This window comes from Lysobacter sp. CA196 (genome assembly GCF_052078695.1).
Taxonomy (GTDB): domain Bacteria; phylum Pseudomonadota; class Gammaproteobacteria; order Xanthomonadales; family Xanthomonadaceae; genus Lysobacter.
On record NZ_JBQJIN010000037.1, the window covers coordinates 34,869 to 50,078 of the forward strand.

10 protein-coding genes are annotated in these 15,210 nt (G+C 67.4%); 6 read left to right on the top strand and 4 right to left on the bottom strand.

From position 1 onward, the window contains the following. Positions 1-120 precede the first annotated feature (120 nt). The 4 genes from ACTOWK_RS21705 to ACTOWK_RS21720 all read left to right on the top strand — a co-directional run bounded on the left by ACTOWK_RS21705 (position 121) and on the right by ACTOWK_RS21720 (position 4,816). Complete coding sequence (locus ACTOWK_RS21705; protein WP_441332167.1) at positions 121-2,619, top strand: TonB-dependent receptor plug domain-containing protein; 2,499 nt, start codon at positions 121-123, stop codon at positions 2,617-2,619. Positions 2,620-2,765: 146 nt separating this feature from the next. Next, on the top strand, positions 2,766-3,677 hold the full coding sequence (locus ACTOWK_RS21710) for a LysR family transcriptional regulator (protein ID WP_441332168.1): 912 nt from the start codon (positions 2,766-2,768) through the stop codon (positions 3,675-3,677). Positions 3,678-3,784: 107 nt separating this feature from the next. Then, positions 3,785-4,537, top strand: coding sequence for an SDR family NAD(P)-dependent oxidoreductase (locus ACTOWK_RS21715; protein WP_441332169.1), 753 nt, complete (start codon positions 3,785-3,787; stop codon positions 4,535-4,537). 48 nt (positions 4,538-4,585) lie between these two features. Further along, positions 4,586-4,816, top strand: coding sequence for a tautomerase family protein (locus ACTOWK_RS21720; protein ID WP_441332170.1), 231 nt, complete (start codon positions 4,586-4,588; stop codon positions 4,814-4,816). A gap of 18 nt (positions 4,817-4,834) precedes the next feature. Here ACTOWK_RS21720 and ACTOWK_RS21725 read toward each other — a convergent pair whose 3' ends face one another. The 4 genes from ACTOWK_RS21725 to ACTOWK_RS21740 form a co-directional block, all read right to left on the bottom strand. Next, a complete protein-coding gene (locus ACTOWK_RS21725; RefSeq protein ID WP_441332171.1) occupies positions 4,835-6,064 on the bottom strand; it encodes a multifunctional CCA addition/repair protein in 1,230 nt (409 codons plus the stop codon). 109 nt (positions 6,065-6,173) lie between these two features. Next, positions 6,174-6,551, bottom strand: a complete 378-nt coding sequence (locus ACTOWK_RS21730) for a PH domain-containing protein (RefSeq protein WP_441332172.1) — start codon at positions 6,549-6,551, stop codon at positions 6,174-6,176. 841 nt (positions 6,552-7,392) lie between these two features. Further along, a complete protein-coding gene (locus ACTOWK_RS21735; RefSeq protein ID WP_441332173.1) occupies positions 7,393-8,304 on the bottom strand; it encodes a complex I NDUFA9 subunit family protein in 912 nt (303 codons plus the stop codon). Between the two features lie 10 nt (positions 8,305-8,314). Continuing rightward, entirely contained in the window at positions 8,315-10,438 is a 2,124-nt protein-coding gene (locus ACTOWK_RS21740) for a transglycosylase SLT domain-containing protein (RefSeq protein WP_441332174.1), read from the bottom strand. Positions 10,439-10,739: 301 nt separating this feature from the next. Here ACTOWK_RS21740 and ACTOWK_RS21745 point away from each other — a divergent pair, with 301 nt between their 5' ends. Together ACTOWK_RS21745 and ACTOWK_RS21750 are read left to right on the top strand one after the other, a co-directional pair. After that, positions 10,740-11,537 (top strand): sulfite exporter TauE/SafE family protein, encoded by a 798-nt coding sequence (locus tag ACTOWK_RS21745; protein WP_441332175.1) that lies wholly within the window; start codon positions 10,740-10,742, stop codon positions 11,535-11,537. A 280-nt stretch (positions 11,538-11,817) separates the two neighbouring features. Further along, complete coding sequence (locus ACTOWK_RS21750; protein WP_441332176.1) at positions 11,818-14,745, top strand: TonB-dependent receptor; 2,928 nt, start codon at positions 11,818-11,820, stop codon at positions 14,743-14,745. The last annotated feature ends 465 nt before the right edge of the window (positions 14,746-15,210 follow it).

Below are 15,210 nucleotides of genomic sequence, written 5' to 3' on the forward strand. Positions count from 1 at the left end.
GAAAACGGTCACAAAGGCACATTCGGCACAGTCACATGGCCGCTTGCGCAAAGGTTAATTATTTGTGAGGCTCGCCGCGGGCTCTGCAGAGCCTGACCTCATCCTCGCAAGGAACCGACCATGTCCGTAGTGCACCGCAACCGTCTGGCGCTGGCCGTAGCCGCCGCCGTCGCCACCAGCGCCTTCGTCCCCTCCGCCTTCGCCCAGGAACCCGCTGCTCCGGCCAGCCGCGAAGCGACGACTCTCGACGCGGTGCAGGTGACCGGTTCGCGCGCGCGCGGCCGCGCCGCCGAAGAGACCGCCGCACCGGTCGACGTGATCGGCAAGGAAGAGTTGAACGCGACCGGCGCGACCGAGATCGGTCAGATCCTGCAGATGCTGGAGCCCTCGTTCAATTTCTCCCGCACCTTCGTCAGCGACGGCACCGACATCCTGCGTCCGGCGACGCTGCGTTCGCTCGGCCCCGACCAAGTGCTGGTGCTGGTCAACGGCAAGCGCCGCCACCAGCAGGCGCTGGTCAACGTGCAGCAGACCATCGGCCGCGGTTCGGCCGGTACCGACATCAACGCCATTCCGCTGTCGGCGATCGAGCGCATCGAAGTGCTGCGCGACGGCGCCGCGGCGCAGTACGGTTCGGACGCGATCTCCGGCGTCATCAACATCATCCTCAAGAAGCAGACCGAGGAAACCCAGCTCTCGTTCCAGGCCGGCAAGTACTACGCCGGCGACGGCGCCAACTACCAGGGTTCGGTCAACACCGGCGTCAAGCTCGGCAGCGACGGCGGCTACCTCAACTTGTCGCTGGAATACCGCGACCGCGCCGAGACCAACCGCGCCGGTCCCGACAGCGCGCGCGTCAGCCCGCCGCGGGTGACCCAGCGCCTCGGCGACGCCGACGCCACCGACGCCTACTTCTGGTTCAACGGCGGCCTGCCGGTCGGCAACGGCGAGCTGTACTGGTTCGGCGGCCTGTCCAAGCGCGAAGGCGATTCCTCCGGCTTCTTCCGCAGCCCGGGCGACAACCGCACCGTGCCGGCGCTGTACCCGAACGGCTTCCTGCCGAACATCCTGACCACCGTCGACGACACCTCGCTCGCGGTCGGCTACAAAGCGCCGATCAACGACAACTGGGACTGGGACATCTCGATCAACCGCGGCCGCAGCAAGTTCGGCTTCGAGGAAAGCAACTCGGTCAACGTCAGCTGGTGGTACGAGCCCAAGCCGGGCGGCGGCATCTACGGCGAGTCGCCGACCAAGGCCGACACCGGCACGCTGCAGTTCGACCAGACCACCTTCAACCTGGATTTCCGCGGCACCCTGAAGGGCTTCAACGACAACCCGCTGTACCTCGGCACCGGCGTGGAATACCGTCAGGACGACTACCAGATCCGCCCCGGCGCGCCGGTGACCTACACCTACGGCCGCACCAACAACCGCGCGGTCCCGATCTTCGGCCAGACCGGCGACACCGCCCAGCCGGGCATGCAGGGCTTCCCGGGCTTCTCGCCGAACGAAGCCGTCGACGACGGCCGCCACAACTACGCGGTCTACCTCGACGCCGAAACCAACCTGACCGACCGCTTCCTGCTCGGCGGCGCGGTGCGTTACGAGGATTACTCGGACTTCGGCAACACCACCACCGGCAAGCTGTCGGCGCGCTTCGACGCGACCGAACAGTTCGCCGTGCGCGGCACCATCTCGACCGGCTTCCGCGCCCCGGGCGTGCAGCAGCTGTTCTACAGCCAGCGTTCGACCAACCTCAACGCCGCCGGCGTGCTCACCGACACCCTGACCGCGCGCCAGGACAGCGCGGTGACGCGCGCCTTCGGCATCGAGCCGCTCAAGGAAGAAACCTCCAAGAGCGCGTCGCTGGGCTTCGTGTTCAAGCCGAACGACCGCTTCTCGCTGACGATGGACGTGTTCCGCATCGACATCGACGACCGCATCATCTTCTCCAGCAACATCCAGCCCGAGAGCGTCGGCACCAACGGCCAGCCCTGCGCCCCCGGCAACGGCAACTGCCCGATCCGCGCGATCCTCGATCCGATCGGCGTCGGCCAGGTGTTGTTCTTCACCAACGCCATCGACACCCGCACCACCGGCCTGGACGTGGTCGCCAGCCACAACACCGAGTTCGCCGGCGGCTCCAAGCTCAACCTGACTGCGTTGGTCCACTTCAACAAGACCGAGGTCAAGGACCGCCGCTCGCAGTCGACGATCCTGTCGCCGGAAGCGCTGTTCGACGACACCCAGGTGACCCTGATCCAGGACGGCCAGCCGCGCGCCCATCACGTGCTGCAGAGCGTGTACGAAATCGGCAAGTGGGAATGGACGGCGCGCGCGAACTACTACGGTTCGGTGGCCGGCGAAGGTTTCACCCCGGGCACCAAGCAGCGTTGGGGCGGCAAGTGGCTCGGCGATCTGGCCGTGCGCTACAAGTTCAACGCCAAGACCAGCCTGACCGTCGGCGGCAACAACATCTTCGACACCTACCCCGACAAGTGGGACACCGTCACCGGTGCGCCGTTCCCGCAGCTCGGCTTCAAGTACGGTTGGGAAACCCTGCCGTTCGGCATGAACGGCGGCAGCTACTACGCGCGCATCGATTACCGGTTCTAAGATCGGCCGCGTCGCCACACCGAAGCCGCCGCGCAACCGCGCGGCGGCTTTTTTGTTCCGCTCGCAAAGCTGGCCCGGACCCGGTCGCGCATGGCAATGTAGGGCCGGTGCCGCCATCGGGCGGTCAGCGGAGAATGACGTCGCATATGGATCGCATCGACGCCATGAAGGTCTTCATCGCCGCGCTGGACGAAGGCAGTCTCGCCGGCGCCAGTCGCAAGACCGGCCGTTCCGCAGCGGCCGTCAGCAGGGCGGTCGCGTTTCTCGAAGCTCATGTCGGCGTGCCCCTGCTGCACCGGACCACTCGCTCCATCAAGCTCAGCGAGGCGGGCGAACGTTACGCGATTGCCTGCCGCAAGGTGTTGTCGGACTTGGAGGAAGCGGACCGACAGGCGGCCGGCGAGCGATCGGTGCCTCGCGGCGCATTGACGATCACCTCGACCGTATTCGCCGGCGTCGAATTGCTCCGTCCGATCGTCGATGCATTCATGGAGGAATATCCGACCGTCAGCGTGCGGATGCACCTGCTGGAAAGGCCGGTCAATCTGATCGACGAAGGCATGGACCTGGCGCTTCGTTTTGCGCATCTGGCCGACTCGACGCTGGTCGCGCATCGGATCGGGGAGGTCAGGCGGGTCGTAGTGGCATCGCCGCGCTATCTGGCGACGCATCCCCGCATCGAGAAGTATTCCGATCTGGCGAAGCACCAAATCATCACCACCGCGCACACCGGCCTGGATTCGTGGAGCTTCCCGCCTGCGGGCGGCTCGACGGTGCCGCGCTCGGTCTCCTTTACGCCTCGCCTGGTGGTCAACAACGTGCGCGCGGCGATCGCTTCGACCGTGGACGGGCATGGCGTTACCCGTCTGCTGTCCTACCACGTAGCGCCGGAGATCGAACAGGGGGCGCTGCGCCTGATCCTGGCGGACGCGGAGCCCGAACCGGTTCCGGTGCACCTGGTTTCGCCTTATGGGCGGCTTGCCGTGCCGAAGGTGCGGGCGTTCGTAGATTTCGCCACTCCGCGCCTGCGTGCGAGTTTCGCGAAGCTGCCCCGGTAGGCGTCGAATCCGCGGATTCCGCCGCTGCGCGGAAGAATGTCTGCCGCAAGCGAGGGATTCGCAAACCCCTGTAGCACTCCTAGATTGAGCGCTGTCGGAGGCCGCCGATGTTCTCGGCGCCGACTCCCCTCATCTCTTTGGAGCAAATCATGAACATTGCACGCAAGGTCGCCGTCGTTACCGGCGCATCGCAAGGCATCGGCGCCGGACTCGTCCAGGCGTTTCGCGACCGCGGTTACCAGGTCGTAGCCAATTCGCGCTCGATCAAGCCGTCGAACGATCCCGATATTCTGAGTATCCCGGGCGACATCTCGGACCGCGCCGTAGCCGAGCGCGTGATCGGCGAAGGCCTGGCGAAGTTCGGCCGCATCGATACCCTGGTCAACAACGCCGGCGTATTCATCGCCAAGCCCTTCACCCAATACACCGACGAGGACTATGCGAAGGTTCTCTCCGTCAACCTGACCGGCTTCTTTCATATCACCCAGGCTGCGGTGGCGGAAATGGAGAAGCAGGGCAGCGGCCACGTGGTCAACATCACCACGAGCCTGGTCGATCATGCGATCGACGGCGTCCCGTCGGTCCTGGCGTCGCTGACCAAGGGCGGGCTCAATGCCGCGACCAAGTCTTTGGCCATCGAGTACGCCAAGCGCGGCATCCGCGTGAATGCCGTCTCCCCCGGCATCATCAAGACGCCGTTGCACGCGCCCGAAACCCACGAGTGGCTGGCGAAGTTGCATCCGGTAGCCCGTATGGGCGAGGTCGGCGACATCGCCCAGGCGGTCGTCTATCTCGAGTCGGCCGGGTTCGTGACGGGCGAGATCCTCCACGTCGACGGCGGCCAGAGCGCCGGCCATTGATTCACCACCGGGGGCGAAGCATCGCCCCCCTCTGCCGGGAGAGCGATCATGCCCATGGTCAACATTCAGATTACCCGCGAGGGTTCCGGTCCTGGCCGCGACGCGGCCACGGATGAAGAGAAGGCGGCCCTCATCAAAGGCGTCAGCGAAGTTCTGTTGAACGTTCTCAACAAGCCGCTCGAGTCGACCTTCGTGGTCGTCGAGGAAGTTCCCTTGCAGAACTGGGGACGGGGCGGCTTGCCCGTTCCCGAGTTCCGACGCCGACAGGCGCCGAAGTAAGCAAGTGAAAGTGCGGGGCTATTCTGCGGTGGCCTTGCGCGCGGTCGCGATCGCCTCGATGCGCGCGCGCCGCATCGCTTCGCCGACTTCGGGGCCGGCCAGGCCGGGCGCGATCTCGTTCGCGCGCACCTGCATCGCGGCCTTCAGGGCGGCGCGCAACGCCGCACCCGACGGATAGGGCTCTTCCTGCAAGCCCAGTCGCCCGCGCTTGTCGGCTTCGCAGACTAGGCTCATCTGTTCGATGCGCTTCGGGTTGCGGAAACCGTCGCAGCGGGCGATCAGCTCGTACACGCTGCGCGGGCGCATCTCGGCGAGGCGGTGCACGTTGAGGTGTTCGCGGCAGACCGCTTCGGCGAGCAGGCGATGCTCGGTCGGCACCTTGAGCCGTTCGCATACCGCCTGCAGCGGCTCCAGGCCGCCGTGTTCGTGGCCGTGATGGCGCGGCAGCAGTTCGGCCGGCGTCAGCGCCTTGCCGAGGTCGTGGGTTAGCGCGGCGAAACCGATCAGGTCGTCGCCGGGCGCGAGCTGCGCGGCCATATCGAGCACCATTTCGGTGTGGATGCCGGTGTCGACCTCGGGGTGGTATTCGGCACGCTGCGGCACGCCGTACAGGGCCTCGACTTCCGGCAACACCACGGCGAGCGCGCCGGCGTCGTGCAGGGTGCGCACGAACGCCGAAGGCCGCGTGCAGGTCAGTGCGCGTCGTAGTTCCTGCCAGACCCGTTCGGCGACCAGCGCCGACAGCTCGCCGGACTCGGCCATCTGCCGCATCAGCGCCATGGTTTCCGGGGCGACGGTGAAACCGTGTTCGGCGAAGCGGGCCATGAAGCGCGCCGCGCGCAACACCCGCAGCGGGTCTTCGACGAAGGCCGGGCCGACGTGGCGCAGCACGCGGGCTTCGAGATCGCGCGCGCCGCCGTAAGGGTCGACCAGGCTGCCGTCGTCGGCGCGAGCGATCGCGTTAATGGTGAAATCGCGGCGGACCAGATCGTCTTCGAGCGTCACCGACGGATCGGTATCGACGACGAAGCCGCGGTAGCCGCGCCCGGACTTGCGTTCGGTGCGCGCCAGCGCGTATTCCTCGCCGGTTTTCGGGTGCAGGAACACCGGGAAATCGCGGCCGACCGCCTTGAAGCCGGCGGCCAGCATGGCCTCGGGCGTTTCGCCGACGACCACGTAATCGCGATCGCCGGCCGGCAGGCCGAGCAGAGCGTCGCGGACCGCGCCGCCGACGAGATAGGTTTTCATGCTTGTCTCCGCGGGGTTCGGGGTTCGGGGACTCGAAAGAGCGCAGCTGCCGACCCGGCAGCGCACGCGAGTACTGTTTTACGAGCCCCGAGTCCCGAGTCCCGGCTTTTCAGCGCGGCGAGTTCTGCGCGAGCAGGGCGACGATATCCTCGGCGCCGGCGCTGCGGCCGAGGTGGCGGACGATCGGCGTCGCTTGGCCCGACACCCACAGGCGCAGTTCGGCTTCCAGGTCGAAATGGCCGGCGGTTTCGAGCGAGAACATCACGATGCTGCGATACGGCAGGCTGAGGAACTCGGTCTTGCGGCCGGTGACGCCCTGTTTGTCGACCAGGATCAGGCGACGATCGGTGAACACGATCAGGTCGCGGATTTCGCCGAACGCGCGCTGCACGGTTTCGCCGGGTGCGAGCAGTGGCTGAAAGTCTTCGCCGACCTTCTCGGTGGATTTGGCGCCGGCATGGCCGAGCAGGGTGTCGAGCAGACCCATGGGGATCTCCTTGCGATGGGCAGTGGCCTGCATCCTAGCGCGCGCCGGGTGTGGCGGCGATGAGTGGGGCTTGCTCTCAGGGTAGGAGCGGCGCGAACCGCGACCCACCGCAGAGGCGTACGCAAGCGCCCTCGACGAAGATTCGATAAATGGCACAGCCGATCCGGAAAGCGACCGTCTGTCCGGGTTTCGGATACGCAACGCTTTCGGTCACTGCTGCGGTGGGTCGCGACTTGCGTCGCTCCTACCCCAAAGCGCGGCGTCGCTTCCCGTGTAGGAGCGGCGTGAGCCGCGACCGCGGGTTGGCGGATCGCGGCGCGGGTTCGGGTGGCTGCGCGGTCGCGACTTGCGTCGCTCCTACCCCAAAGCGCGGCGTGGCTTCCCGTGTAGGAGCGGCGCGAGCCGCGACCGCGGGCTGGCGGATCGCGGCGCGGGTTCGGGTGGCTGCGCGGTCGCGACTTGCGTCGCTCCTACCCCAAAGCGGGGTGTCGCTTCCCGTGTAGGAGCGGCGCGAGCCGCGACCGCGGGCTGGCGGATCGCGGCGCGGGTTCGGGTGGCTGCGCGGTCGCGGCTTGCGTCGCTCCTACCCCAAAGCGGGGTGTCGCTTCCCGTGTAGGAGCGGCGCGAGCCGCGACCGCGGGTTGGCGGATCGCGGCGCGGGTTCGGGTGGCTGCGCGGTCGCGACTTGCGTCGCTCCTACCCCAAAAGCGCGGTGTCGCTTCCCGTGTAGGAGCGGCGCGAGCCGCGACCGCGGGTTGGCAGGTCGCGTCGCAACGCTACGCAGGCGATGTGCGCGGATGTATAGCGGTGGTGCGCAGAGATGGCGCGTCGGCTATACCGCTCAACCCGTGCGCGCGGTCAGCCCCAGGATTTCCGGCAGGTGCGACAGCACCGGGGTCGGGACGATGCCGAGCTTCAGCAAGCCGTTCTCTACGCTGGTCGAATCGGTCTGCAGCGAGCGCCAGTTGTCGCGGCTGATCGGTTTGCCGGGCAGCCATTCGCCGATCTCGGCCTGCAGTTTGCCCAGCGATTCCGGCAGCGGCAGCACCGCGCGCAGACGCCGGCGCGCACGCGCGGTTGCGCGCACGATCTCACCGAGGGTCATCACCTCGGGGCCGACCAGGTTGTAGCTGCGGTGGACGTGGCTGTCGTCGGCGAGCGCATTGACGAAGGCCTGGGTGACGTCGCCGATCCAGACCGGCTGGAAGCGTGCGTTGGCCCGCCCCATCGGCAGCAGCGGCGCGTAGCGCAGCAGGGCGTCGAAGCGGCAGAACAGGCCGTCGCCGGGACCGGCGATGACCGAAGGGCGGAACAGCGTCCACGCCAGCTTGGAGGCGCGCACGCGCTGCTCGGCGCGGCCGCGCGATTCCAGGTAATGGCTGTGGCCGGTGCCGGCGTTGAGCGCGCTCATTTGCAGCAGCCGCGTCACGCCCATGTCGCGCATCGCCTCGAGCAAGGCGTCCAGCAGTTCGACGTAGACGTGCTCGAAGCCGGCGCCGCTGTCGCCCTGCTCGTTGAGGATGCCGACCAGATTGACCACCGAGTCGACGTCGTCGAGCACCGCACGCAGGAAATCCGGATTGCCGATGTCGCCTTCGATGATGCTGGCGTCGCGCGACAACCGCTTCTTCTTGGCCGGGTCGACGCCGCGGCTCAGCACGGTGATGCGGTAACGCTCGCGCAGCAGATGTTCGACGAGGTGGCGGCCGACGAAACCGGTACCGCCGAGGATCAGAACATGACGACGGGGCATGACGACGGGCTCACTCCTGTTCGGCCGGTGCCGGCGCGGCGGCGGTGGCCGTCGCCACCGGGCAGGCGAAAGACTTGCGCTTGCCGGTGGCGATGCCGCGCATGCGGTCGCTGACGTTGTGCGCGTCGCCGTTGAGGCGCCAGTCGTAGATCACGCTGAAGGCGAGCACGCGCGCGACGTATTCGCGGGTTTCTTTATAGCTGATGGTCTCGATCCAGAACTCCGGCTCCATGCCCGGGCGCTGCGACTGCCAGCGCGCCAACGGCGCCGGGCCGGCGTTGTAGCCGGCCATGGCGAAGTAGGGCTGGCCGCCGTACTTGTCGAGCAACTGACGCAGGTAGGCGGTGCCGAGGATGATGTTGGTGTCGGAGTCGTACAGGCTGGCGGCGCCGCCCCAGGGCAGGCCCAGGCTCTTGGCGACCGCCGCGCCGGTGCCGGGCAGCACCTGCATCAGACCCATCGCGTTGGCGCCCGAGCGCGCAGTCGGGTTGAAGATGCTCTCGGCGCGGATCTCGGCGGCGACCCAGGCCGGATCGATGCCGTTCTTGGCCGACTCGCGGCGGATCGTGTCGCCGTGGTGCAGCGGGAAGCGCAAGTAATACAGGCGCTGTTCCTGCGGGGTCTTGTTGAGCGAGAACACCGCGCGGTCGAACCAGTTGTAGCTCTGCGCGACTTCGATGGCGATGCGGCGCTGGGTGTCGTCGAAGCGGCTCAGCGCGTCGTCCCATTCGCGCACCGCCCAACCGGCGCGTTCGATCTGGAACAGGCCCATCGCCCGCTGCAGGGCCGGGTCGCGCGCGATCGTCGCCTTGGCCGCGGCGCTGTCGGTCGGTTGCAGCGGGCACAGCGCATACGGCGCGCCGAGCCGGTCGGCGGCCACGAAGCCGTGGAAGTCGGTCTTCTTGGCCGCTTCGCGATACAGGCGATCCGCACCGGCCTTGTCGCCGGCGCGTTCGCTGAGGCGGGCCTCGAAATACTGCCAGCGCGAATCGGCGCGCTGCTTGGCGCCCATCTTCTTGATCGCGGCGAGGGCCCCGGCCCAATCCGAGCGCGCCATCGCTTCGCGCGCGCGCCACTCGTGCAGGCGCTCGTCGTAGGCGACCTCGGGCACGGCATTGAGGCGGCGCGCCGATTCGGCCTCGTAGGACGCCACCGACCACAGCGCAGTCTGGTACAGCACGCGGCCGCGGTCGGCGTCGCTGAAGCCGAGTGCGTTGGCGTATTTCGGCAATTGCTGCTCGGCGCTGGCCGGCTGGGCCTTGGCGAACTTGGCCAGGCCGTAGGAGGCGATCTTGCGGCTGCGTTCGGTCTTCGGCCAACCGAGCGCGCGCTCATTCACGTTATCCAGGAACGCGGCGTAGTCGTTCGCTTGTGCGAGTTGATCCGCCGGCAGGCCGCGCGCGGCCGAACGCATCACCGCCGGCTGCCATTCGGCGGCCGCGGCCTCGATGCGCTCCCAGCGCAGCTCCGGCGACAGCGCGCCCTGGGCGGCGAGCACCGCGAACGGGCCGTCGCAACTGTCGGGCAGGGACTTGCCGCTGCTGCGCCAGATCGCCTGCGCTTCGCGGGTCCAGGTGTCGTCGGTGCGGCCCAGGGCCTGGCGCGCATTCAATTCGGCGCAGCGCAGGCTGACGCTGCGTTCCTTGCCGGTGGCGCTTTTCGGCGTCCATGCGGCGAGGAAGCTTGGCCAGTCTTCGCGACGCGCGGTCGCCGCCAGCCAGATTTCGCGGAAGGCTTCGCCGGAGGCTTCCTTGCCGCGACGGGCGAGGAAATCCTGGGCCTGGCCGTTGTTGACCGTGTCGATGACGCGGCGCAGGTTGGCGTACTCGATCCAACCGTACAGCGGATGCCGCACGAGGTCGGCGTACTGACCGCTGTCGAACTGGCCGCGCTCGGCCGCTTCGATCGCCGCGCGCAGGCGCGGCAGTTGCGGATCGACCGCGGGCGCGGGCAAGGCGTTGACGACCGGCGCCGGCTTGACCGCGGCCTGGGCCGGCGCCGACGCCGTGGTCTGGGCGCAAGCGGTGGTGGCGAGGGCCGCGGCGAACGCAGCGATGGCGAGTGTGTAGGGGCGTGGCAGCATCGCCGGACTATAGCCCAGCACGCATGAATGCCTTATGTGAACATTCGCCATAAATGCGGCTGTCGATGCGGCGGTTGCGAAGTGCGTCGCAGCTTGTCCGGCCATCGTTCGACGACTCGCCCTGTGGATGTGTGGCCTCTGCTTCAGGATCGTGCAGGCGACGCGAAGCTTCGGCGCGATCAGACTCTTGCGACGACAGCGGCGCGACGGCGTGGTGCGATCGATGCGCTCGCTGTCACGGCTTCGTCTTGCGGCCGCGCCCGCGACCGCCAACCGCCGCATCGCGACAGGCATTCGCGGCGCCGCACCGCGACCCTGTAGGCTCGGCACGGATCCTGCGGAGCGTTCATCAGTGACAGCCTGGTTGGTCTTTCTCGCATTGGGCGCCGTGGCCGGCGTGCTCGCCGGCTTGCTCGGCATCGGTGGCGGCCTGGTGCTGGTCGCCGCGCTCGCCTGGCTCGCGCCGCTCATGGGCATTCCACAGGAAGCGGCCATGCACACCGCCTTGGCCAGTTCGCTCGCCAGCATCGTGCTGACCGCGACCGCCTCGGCGCGCGCCCACGCCAAGCGCGGCAGCGTGATGTGGCCGACCGTGCGCTGGATGGTGCCCGGGCTGCTGCTCGGGGGCTGGCTCGGCAGCTTCGTCGCGGTGCGCATCGACGGCGACTGGCTGCGCCTGATCGTCGCCGGCTACTGCCTGATCGCCGCGGCGCAGTTGCTGTTCGGCAAGAACGGCGCGCCGCTCGCCGAGGGCGCACCACCGCCGCAGGGCCTGCCGCTGTCGGCCGCGGGCGTAGGCATCGGCGCGGTCTCGGCGGTGGTCGGCATCGGCGGCGGCAGCATGACCGTGCCCTTGCTGGTGTGGCGCGGCGTGGTGCCGGTGCGCGCGGTCGGCACGTCCTCGGCCTGCGGGGTGGCGATCGGCCTGGCCAGTGCGGTCGGCTATGCCTTCAACGCGCCGGCCGGGGCTTTGCCCGAGCATGCCATCGGCTACGTCTACCTGCCGGCGGCGATCGGCGTCGCCATCGCCTCGGTGTTCGCCGCGCCCTACGGCACCTGGCTCGCGCACAAGCTGCACGGCGACACCCTCAAGCGGGTGTTCGCGGCGTTCCTGATCCTGGTCGCGGTGAGCCTGCTGCTGGGCGGTTGAAGCACGACCACGGCCACGCTCGCGGAGCGCGGCGGGGCCGGCGTCGAGCCGCTCGGGAGGTATTAGCTGAACAGGGGAGGCTGGTTCGCCCATAGGCGACGTACGTCTCAAGCCGGGGCCGATCCCGATCAGAAATGCGATCCAGTTGGCAAGTAGTCCCTATTTGCGCCTTGTGGCGGATTCACGAATTGTTTACAACCTCCCGGTGCCGTCCGCATGGATGGACGGCGTGCCAATAGCCATCAGAGCTACAGCCACATTCTTGAGGGAGAGAGAGTCGATGAAAGTGTCGCGTCGTCATGCCTTGGCGAAAGCCATTCAGTTGTCCCTGCTGGTCGCCCTGCCGGGGCTCGCAGCCGCCCAGGAAGTCGCGCCTGCCCGAGACGCCACCACGCTGGACACCGTCCAGGTCACCGGCACCCGCATCAAGAAAGCCGAGATCGAAAGCCAGGTCCCGGTCCAGACCCTCACCCGCGACGACATCGAGCGCACCGGTCTGACCTCGATCGGCGACGTGGTCCAGGAGCTCACCGGCGCCGGCTCGGCGCTCAACACCAAGTTCAATTCCTCCGGCAACTTCGGCTTCTCGCCCAACGGCGATGGCGTCGGTGCCGGTTCGGCCCAGGTCGACCTGCGTCATCTCGGTCCCAAGCGCGTTCTCGTCCTGGTCGACGGCATGCGCTGGGTCAACGAATCCTCGGCCTCCGGCGTAGGCGCGGCGACCGACCTCAACACCATTCCGCTGGCCATCGTCGAGCGCATCGAAGTGCTGGAAGACGGCGCCTCGTCGCTGTACGGCTCCGACGCGATCGCCGGCGTGGTCAACATCATCACCCGCCGCAATTTCGACGGCGGCCAGATCACCCTCAACTACGGCCAGTACGGCGAAGGCGACGGCGAGCTCAAGGGCTTCGATGCAGCCTGGGGCTACAACACCGACCGCGCCAACCTGTTCCTGGGTTTGAGCTACGTCGATCAGGACCCGGTGTTCTCGCGCGACCGCGAACTCTCGCGCGTGCCGGTGCCGGGCCTGGGCGTGGAAACCGGCAGCTCGGCGACGCCGAACGGCCGCTTCATCATCACCCCGGCCACCGCCAGCACTGCCTGCCCGCTGACCGACACCGACGACGATCCGAGCACGCCGTCGATCCCGTTCTGCAACATCACCACGCCCAACGGCAGCAGCTTCCCGAACGGCGTGCGCTACCCGCAGGACTTCATCGGCTTCACCGGCGCCAACCGCTACAACTTCGCCGCACAGAACATGCTGCTGACGCCGTCCAAGCGCACCGGCGTGTTCGGCCAGTTCCGCTACCACTTCAACGACAACGTGCAGGCCTACGTCAAGGCGCTGTACAACCGTCGCGAGTCGACCAACCAGGCCGCGCCGGAACCGCTGTTCCTGGGTCTGGACGCCGGTACCGGCAATCCCTGGTCCGAGCACATCACGGTCTCGCGCCTGAATCCGTATAACCCCTTCGGTTTCGACCTGACCACCGAGGGCGCCAACCCGAACCTGGTCCTGATCGGCCGACGTCCGGTCGAGGGCGGCCCGCGCATCTTCGAGCAGGAAGTCGACACCAAGTACATCGCCGCGGGCGTGGAAGGCAGCTTCGACGTCGGCGACCGCACCTACTTCTGGGACGTCAACCTCGCCAGCAACAAGAACGAAGCCGAACAGACCAACCGCGGCAGCTACAACATCCGCAACATCAACCTCGCCGTGGGCGACCCGGCCGTGTGCGCCGCGACCCCGGGCTGCGTGCCGCTGAACCTGTTCGGCGGCCCGGGCACGATCACCCCGGCGATGCTGGAGTGGATCAGCCCGATCGTGCGCGACCGCAGCGAGCAGAAGCTGCAGACCTTCACCGCCAACCTGTCGGGCGACCTGTTCGAAGCCTGGGCCGGCCCGCTGTCGTTCGCCGCCGGTTACGAATACCGCAAGTACGAAGGTTTCTATTCGCCCGACCCGATCACGGTGGCCGGCTACTACAACGGCACCCAGTCGCTGCCGACCCAGGGCGAGTACGACGTCAACGAAGCCTACGTCGAACTCAACCTGCCGCTGATCAAGGAAGGCACCTTCGGCAAGAGCCTCGACCTGAGCCTGGCCGGGCGCTACTCGGACTACTCGACCTTCGGTGGCCAGTTCACCCCGAAGTACGGCCTGCGTTGGCAGGTCGCCGATGAGTTCCTGCTGCGTACGACCTACGCCGAAGGCTTCCGCGCGCCGTCGATCGGCGAACTGTTCGGCTCGGCCAGCCGCGCCGACCTGCAGCTCAGCGATCCCTGCCTGATTTCGATCACCGGCTCGCCGGCGACCGGCAACCGCGCCAACTGCGCCGCCCTCGGCGTGCCGGCCGGCGCGACCCAGGCCAACAGCCAGATCTCGGTGCAGACCGGCGGCAACCCGGACCTCGAGCCGGAAACCGCGCGCAGCTTCACCGCCGGCTTCGTCTACAGCCCGGCCTGGGCTTCGGGCGTGCCGTGGTCGGACAAGTTCGACTTCGAAGTGACCTTCTACCGCCATTCGCTGGAAGGTGCGGTGCAGGCGATCGACGCCCAGACCCAGCTCAATCTGTGCGTGCAGACGCTCGACCCGACCTACTGCAACGGCATCACCCGTTCCAGCGTCGGCGGCATCAACTCCTTCGAGAACAAGCTGACCAACCTGGGTTCGATCAAGACCTCCGGCTGGGACGTGGACTTCTTCTGGACTCTGCCGGAAACCTCGATCGGCCAGTTCAAGGTCAGCTGGCAGAACACCTTCGTGACCCAGTACGACGCCGTCGGTGCGGCCGGTCAGGTGCAGCCGCGCCGTCCGGGCGTGGAAGTCAACGACAGCGCGATCCCGGAGTGGAGCTCGAACGCGAGCCTGTCGTGGAAGCGCAACGCCTGGACCGCGTCGTGGACCATCCGCCACATCTCCGACATGACCGAAATCTGCCAGGCCTCGGCGCTGGATTCGCCGTACTGCGACAACCCGGTCACCGGCGACAACAAGCTCAAGGCCACGACCTACCACGACCTGCAGTTGGGCTATCACATCGACTGGCTGAAGGGCCTGCAGATCACCGGTGGCGTCAACAACGTCGCCGACACCGATCCGCCGGTGTGCCTGTCGTGCTCGCTCAACGGTTACGACGCCTCGACCTACGACATCCCGGGCGGCCGTTTCTTCTACCTGCGCGCCGATCTGCGCTTCTGATCGACGCACCGCGACCGGCGCAGGCCGGTCGTGGGCGGGGCAAGTCCTGACACACGAACGGCCGGTGCATGCACCGGCCGTTTTGTTTTGGCTGAGTGTCCAACAGTTTCTCTGTAGGAGCGGCGTGAGCCGCGACCGCGTTCGTTCCGCGATCCGCGTGAGCTGTGGTGCTGCGCGATAGCCAGCTGTTGCCCTTGCTGTTGTTGCTGTGCGTCGCTTTGCACTAGCGAAGGCAATAGAAGACCCGGAGGGCGGCGCACAGGGATGCGCGCCGTTTTTCATCGGGACAGGGATGTCCCGTATGTAGATCCCTGCGTCGGCATCGCTCGTGCGGGCCGGTGATTCAAAACAAAGCAACTTCTTTGGTTAGGCGGAGTCAACATCCAAGTGCATCACCCCACCGCAAGCACGTCCTCAATAGAGAAGTTCACCGGCCGCCTGTAAAGCTTCTCCAGAAACACCTCC

Bases quoted from the DNA above. Each gene is read 5' to 3' on its own strand.
- ACTOWK_RS21705 (WP_441332167.1), top strand. From the start codon at position 121: ATGTCCGTAGTGCACCGCAACCGTCTGGCGCTGGCCGTAGCCGCCGCC.
- ACTOWK_RS21715 (WP_441332169.1), top strand. From the start codon at position 3,785: ATGTTCTCGGCGCCGACTCCCCTCATCTCTTTGGAGCAAATCATGAAC.
- ACTOWK_RS21750 (WP_441332176.1), top strand. From the start codon at position 11,818: ATGAAAGTGTCGCGTCGTCATGCCTTGGCGAAAGCCATTCAGTTGTCC.
- ACTOWK_RS21740 (WP_441332174.1), bottom strand. From the start codon at position 10,438: ATGGCGAATGTTCACATAAGGCATTCATGCGTGCTGGGCTATAGTCCG.
- ACTOWK_RS21725 (WP_441332171.1), bottom strand. From the start codon at position 6,064: ATGAAAACCTATCTCGTCGGCGGCGCGGTCCGCGACGCTCTGCTCGGC.
- ACTOWK_RS21720 (WP_441332170.1), top strand. From the start codon at position 4,586: ATGCCCATGGTCAACATTCAGATTACCCGCGAGGGTTCCGGTCCTGGC.
- ACTOWK_RS21730 (WP_441332172.1), bottom strand. From the start codon at position 6,551: ATGGGTCTGCTCGACACCCTGCTCGGCCATGCCGGCGCCAAATCCACC.
- ACTOWK_RS21735 (WP_441332173.1), bottom strand. From the start codon at position 8,304: ATGCCCCGTCGTCATGTTCTGATCCTCGGCGGTACCGGTTTCGTCGGC.
- ACTOWK_RS21710 (WP_441332168.1), top strand. From the start codon at position 2,766: ATGGATCGCATCGACGCCATGAAGGTCTTCATCGCCGCGCTGGACGAA.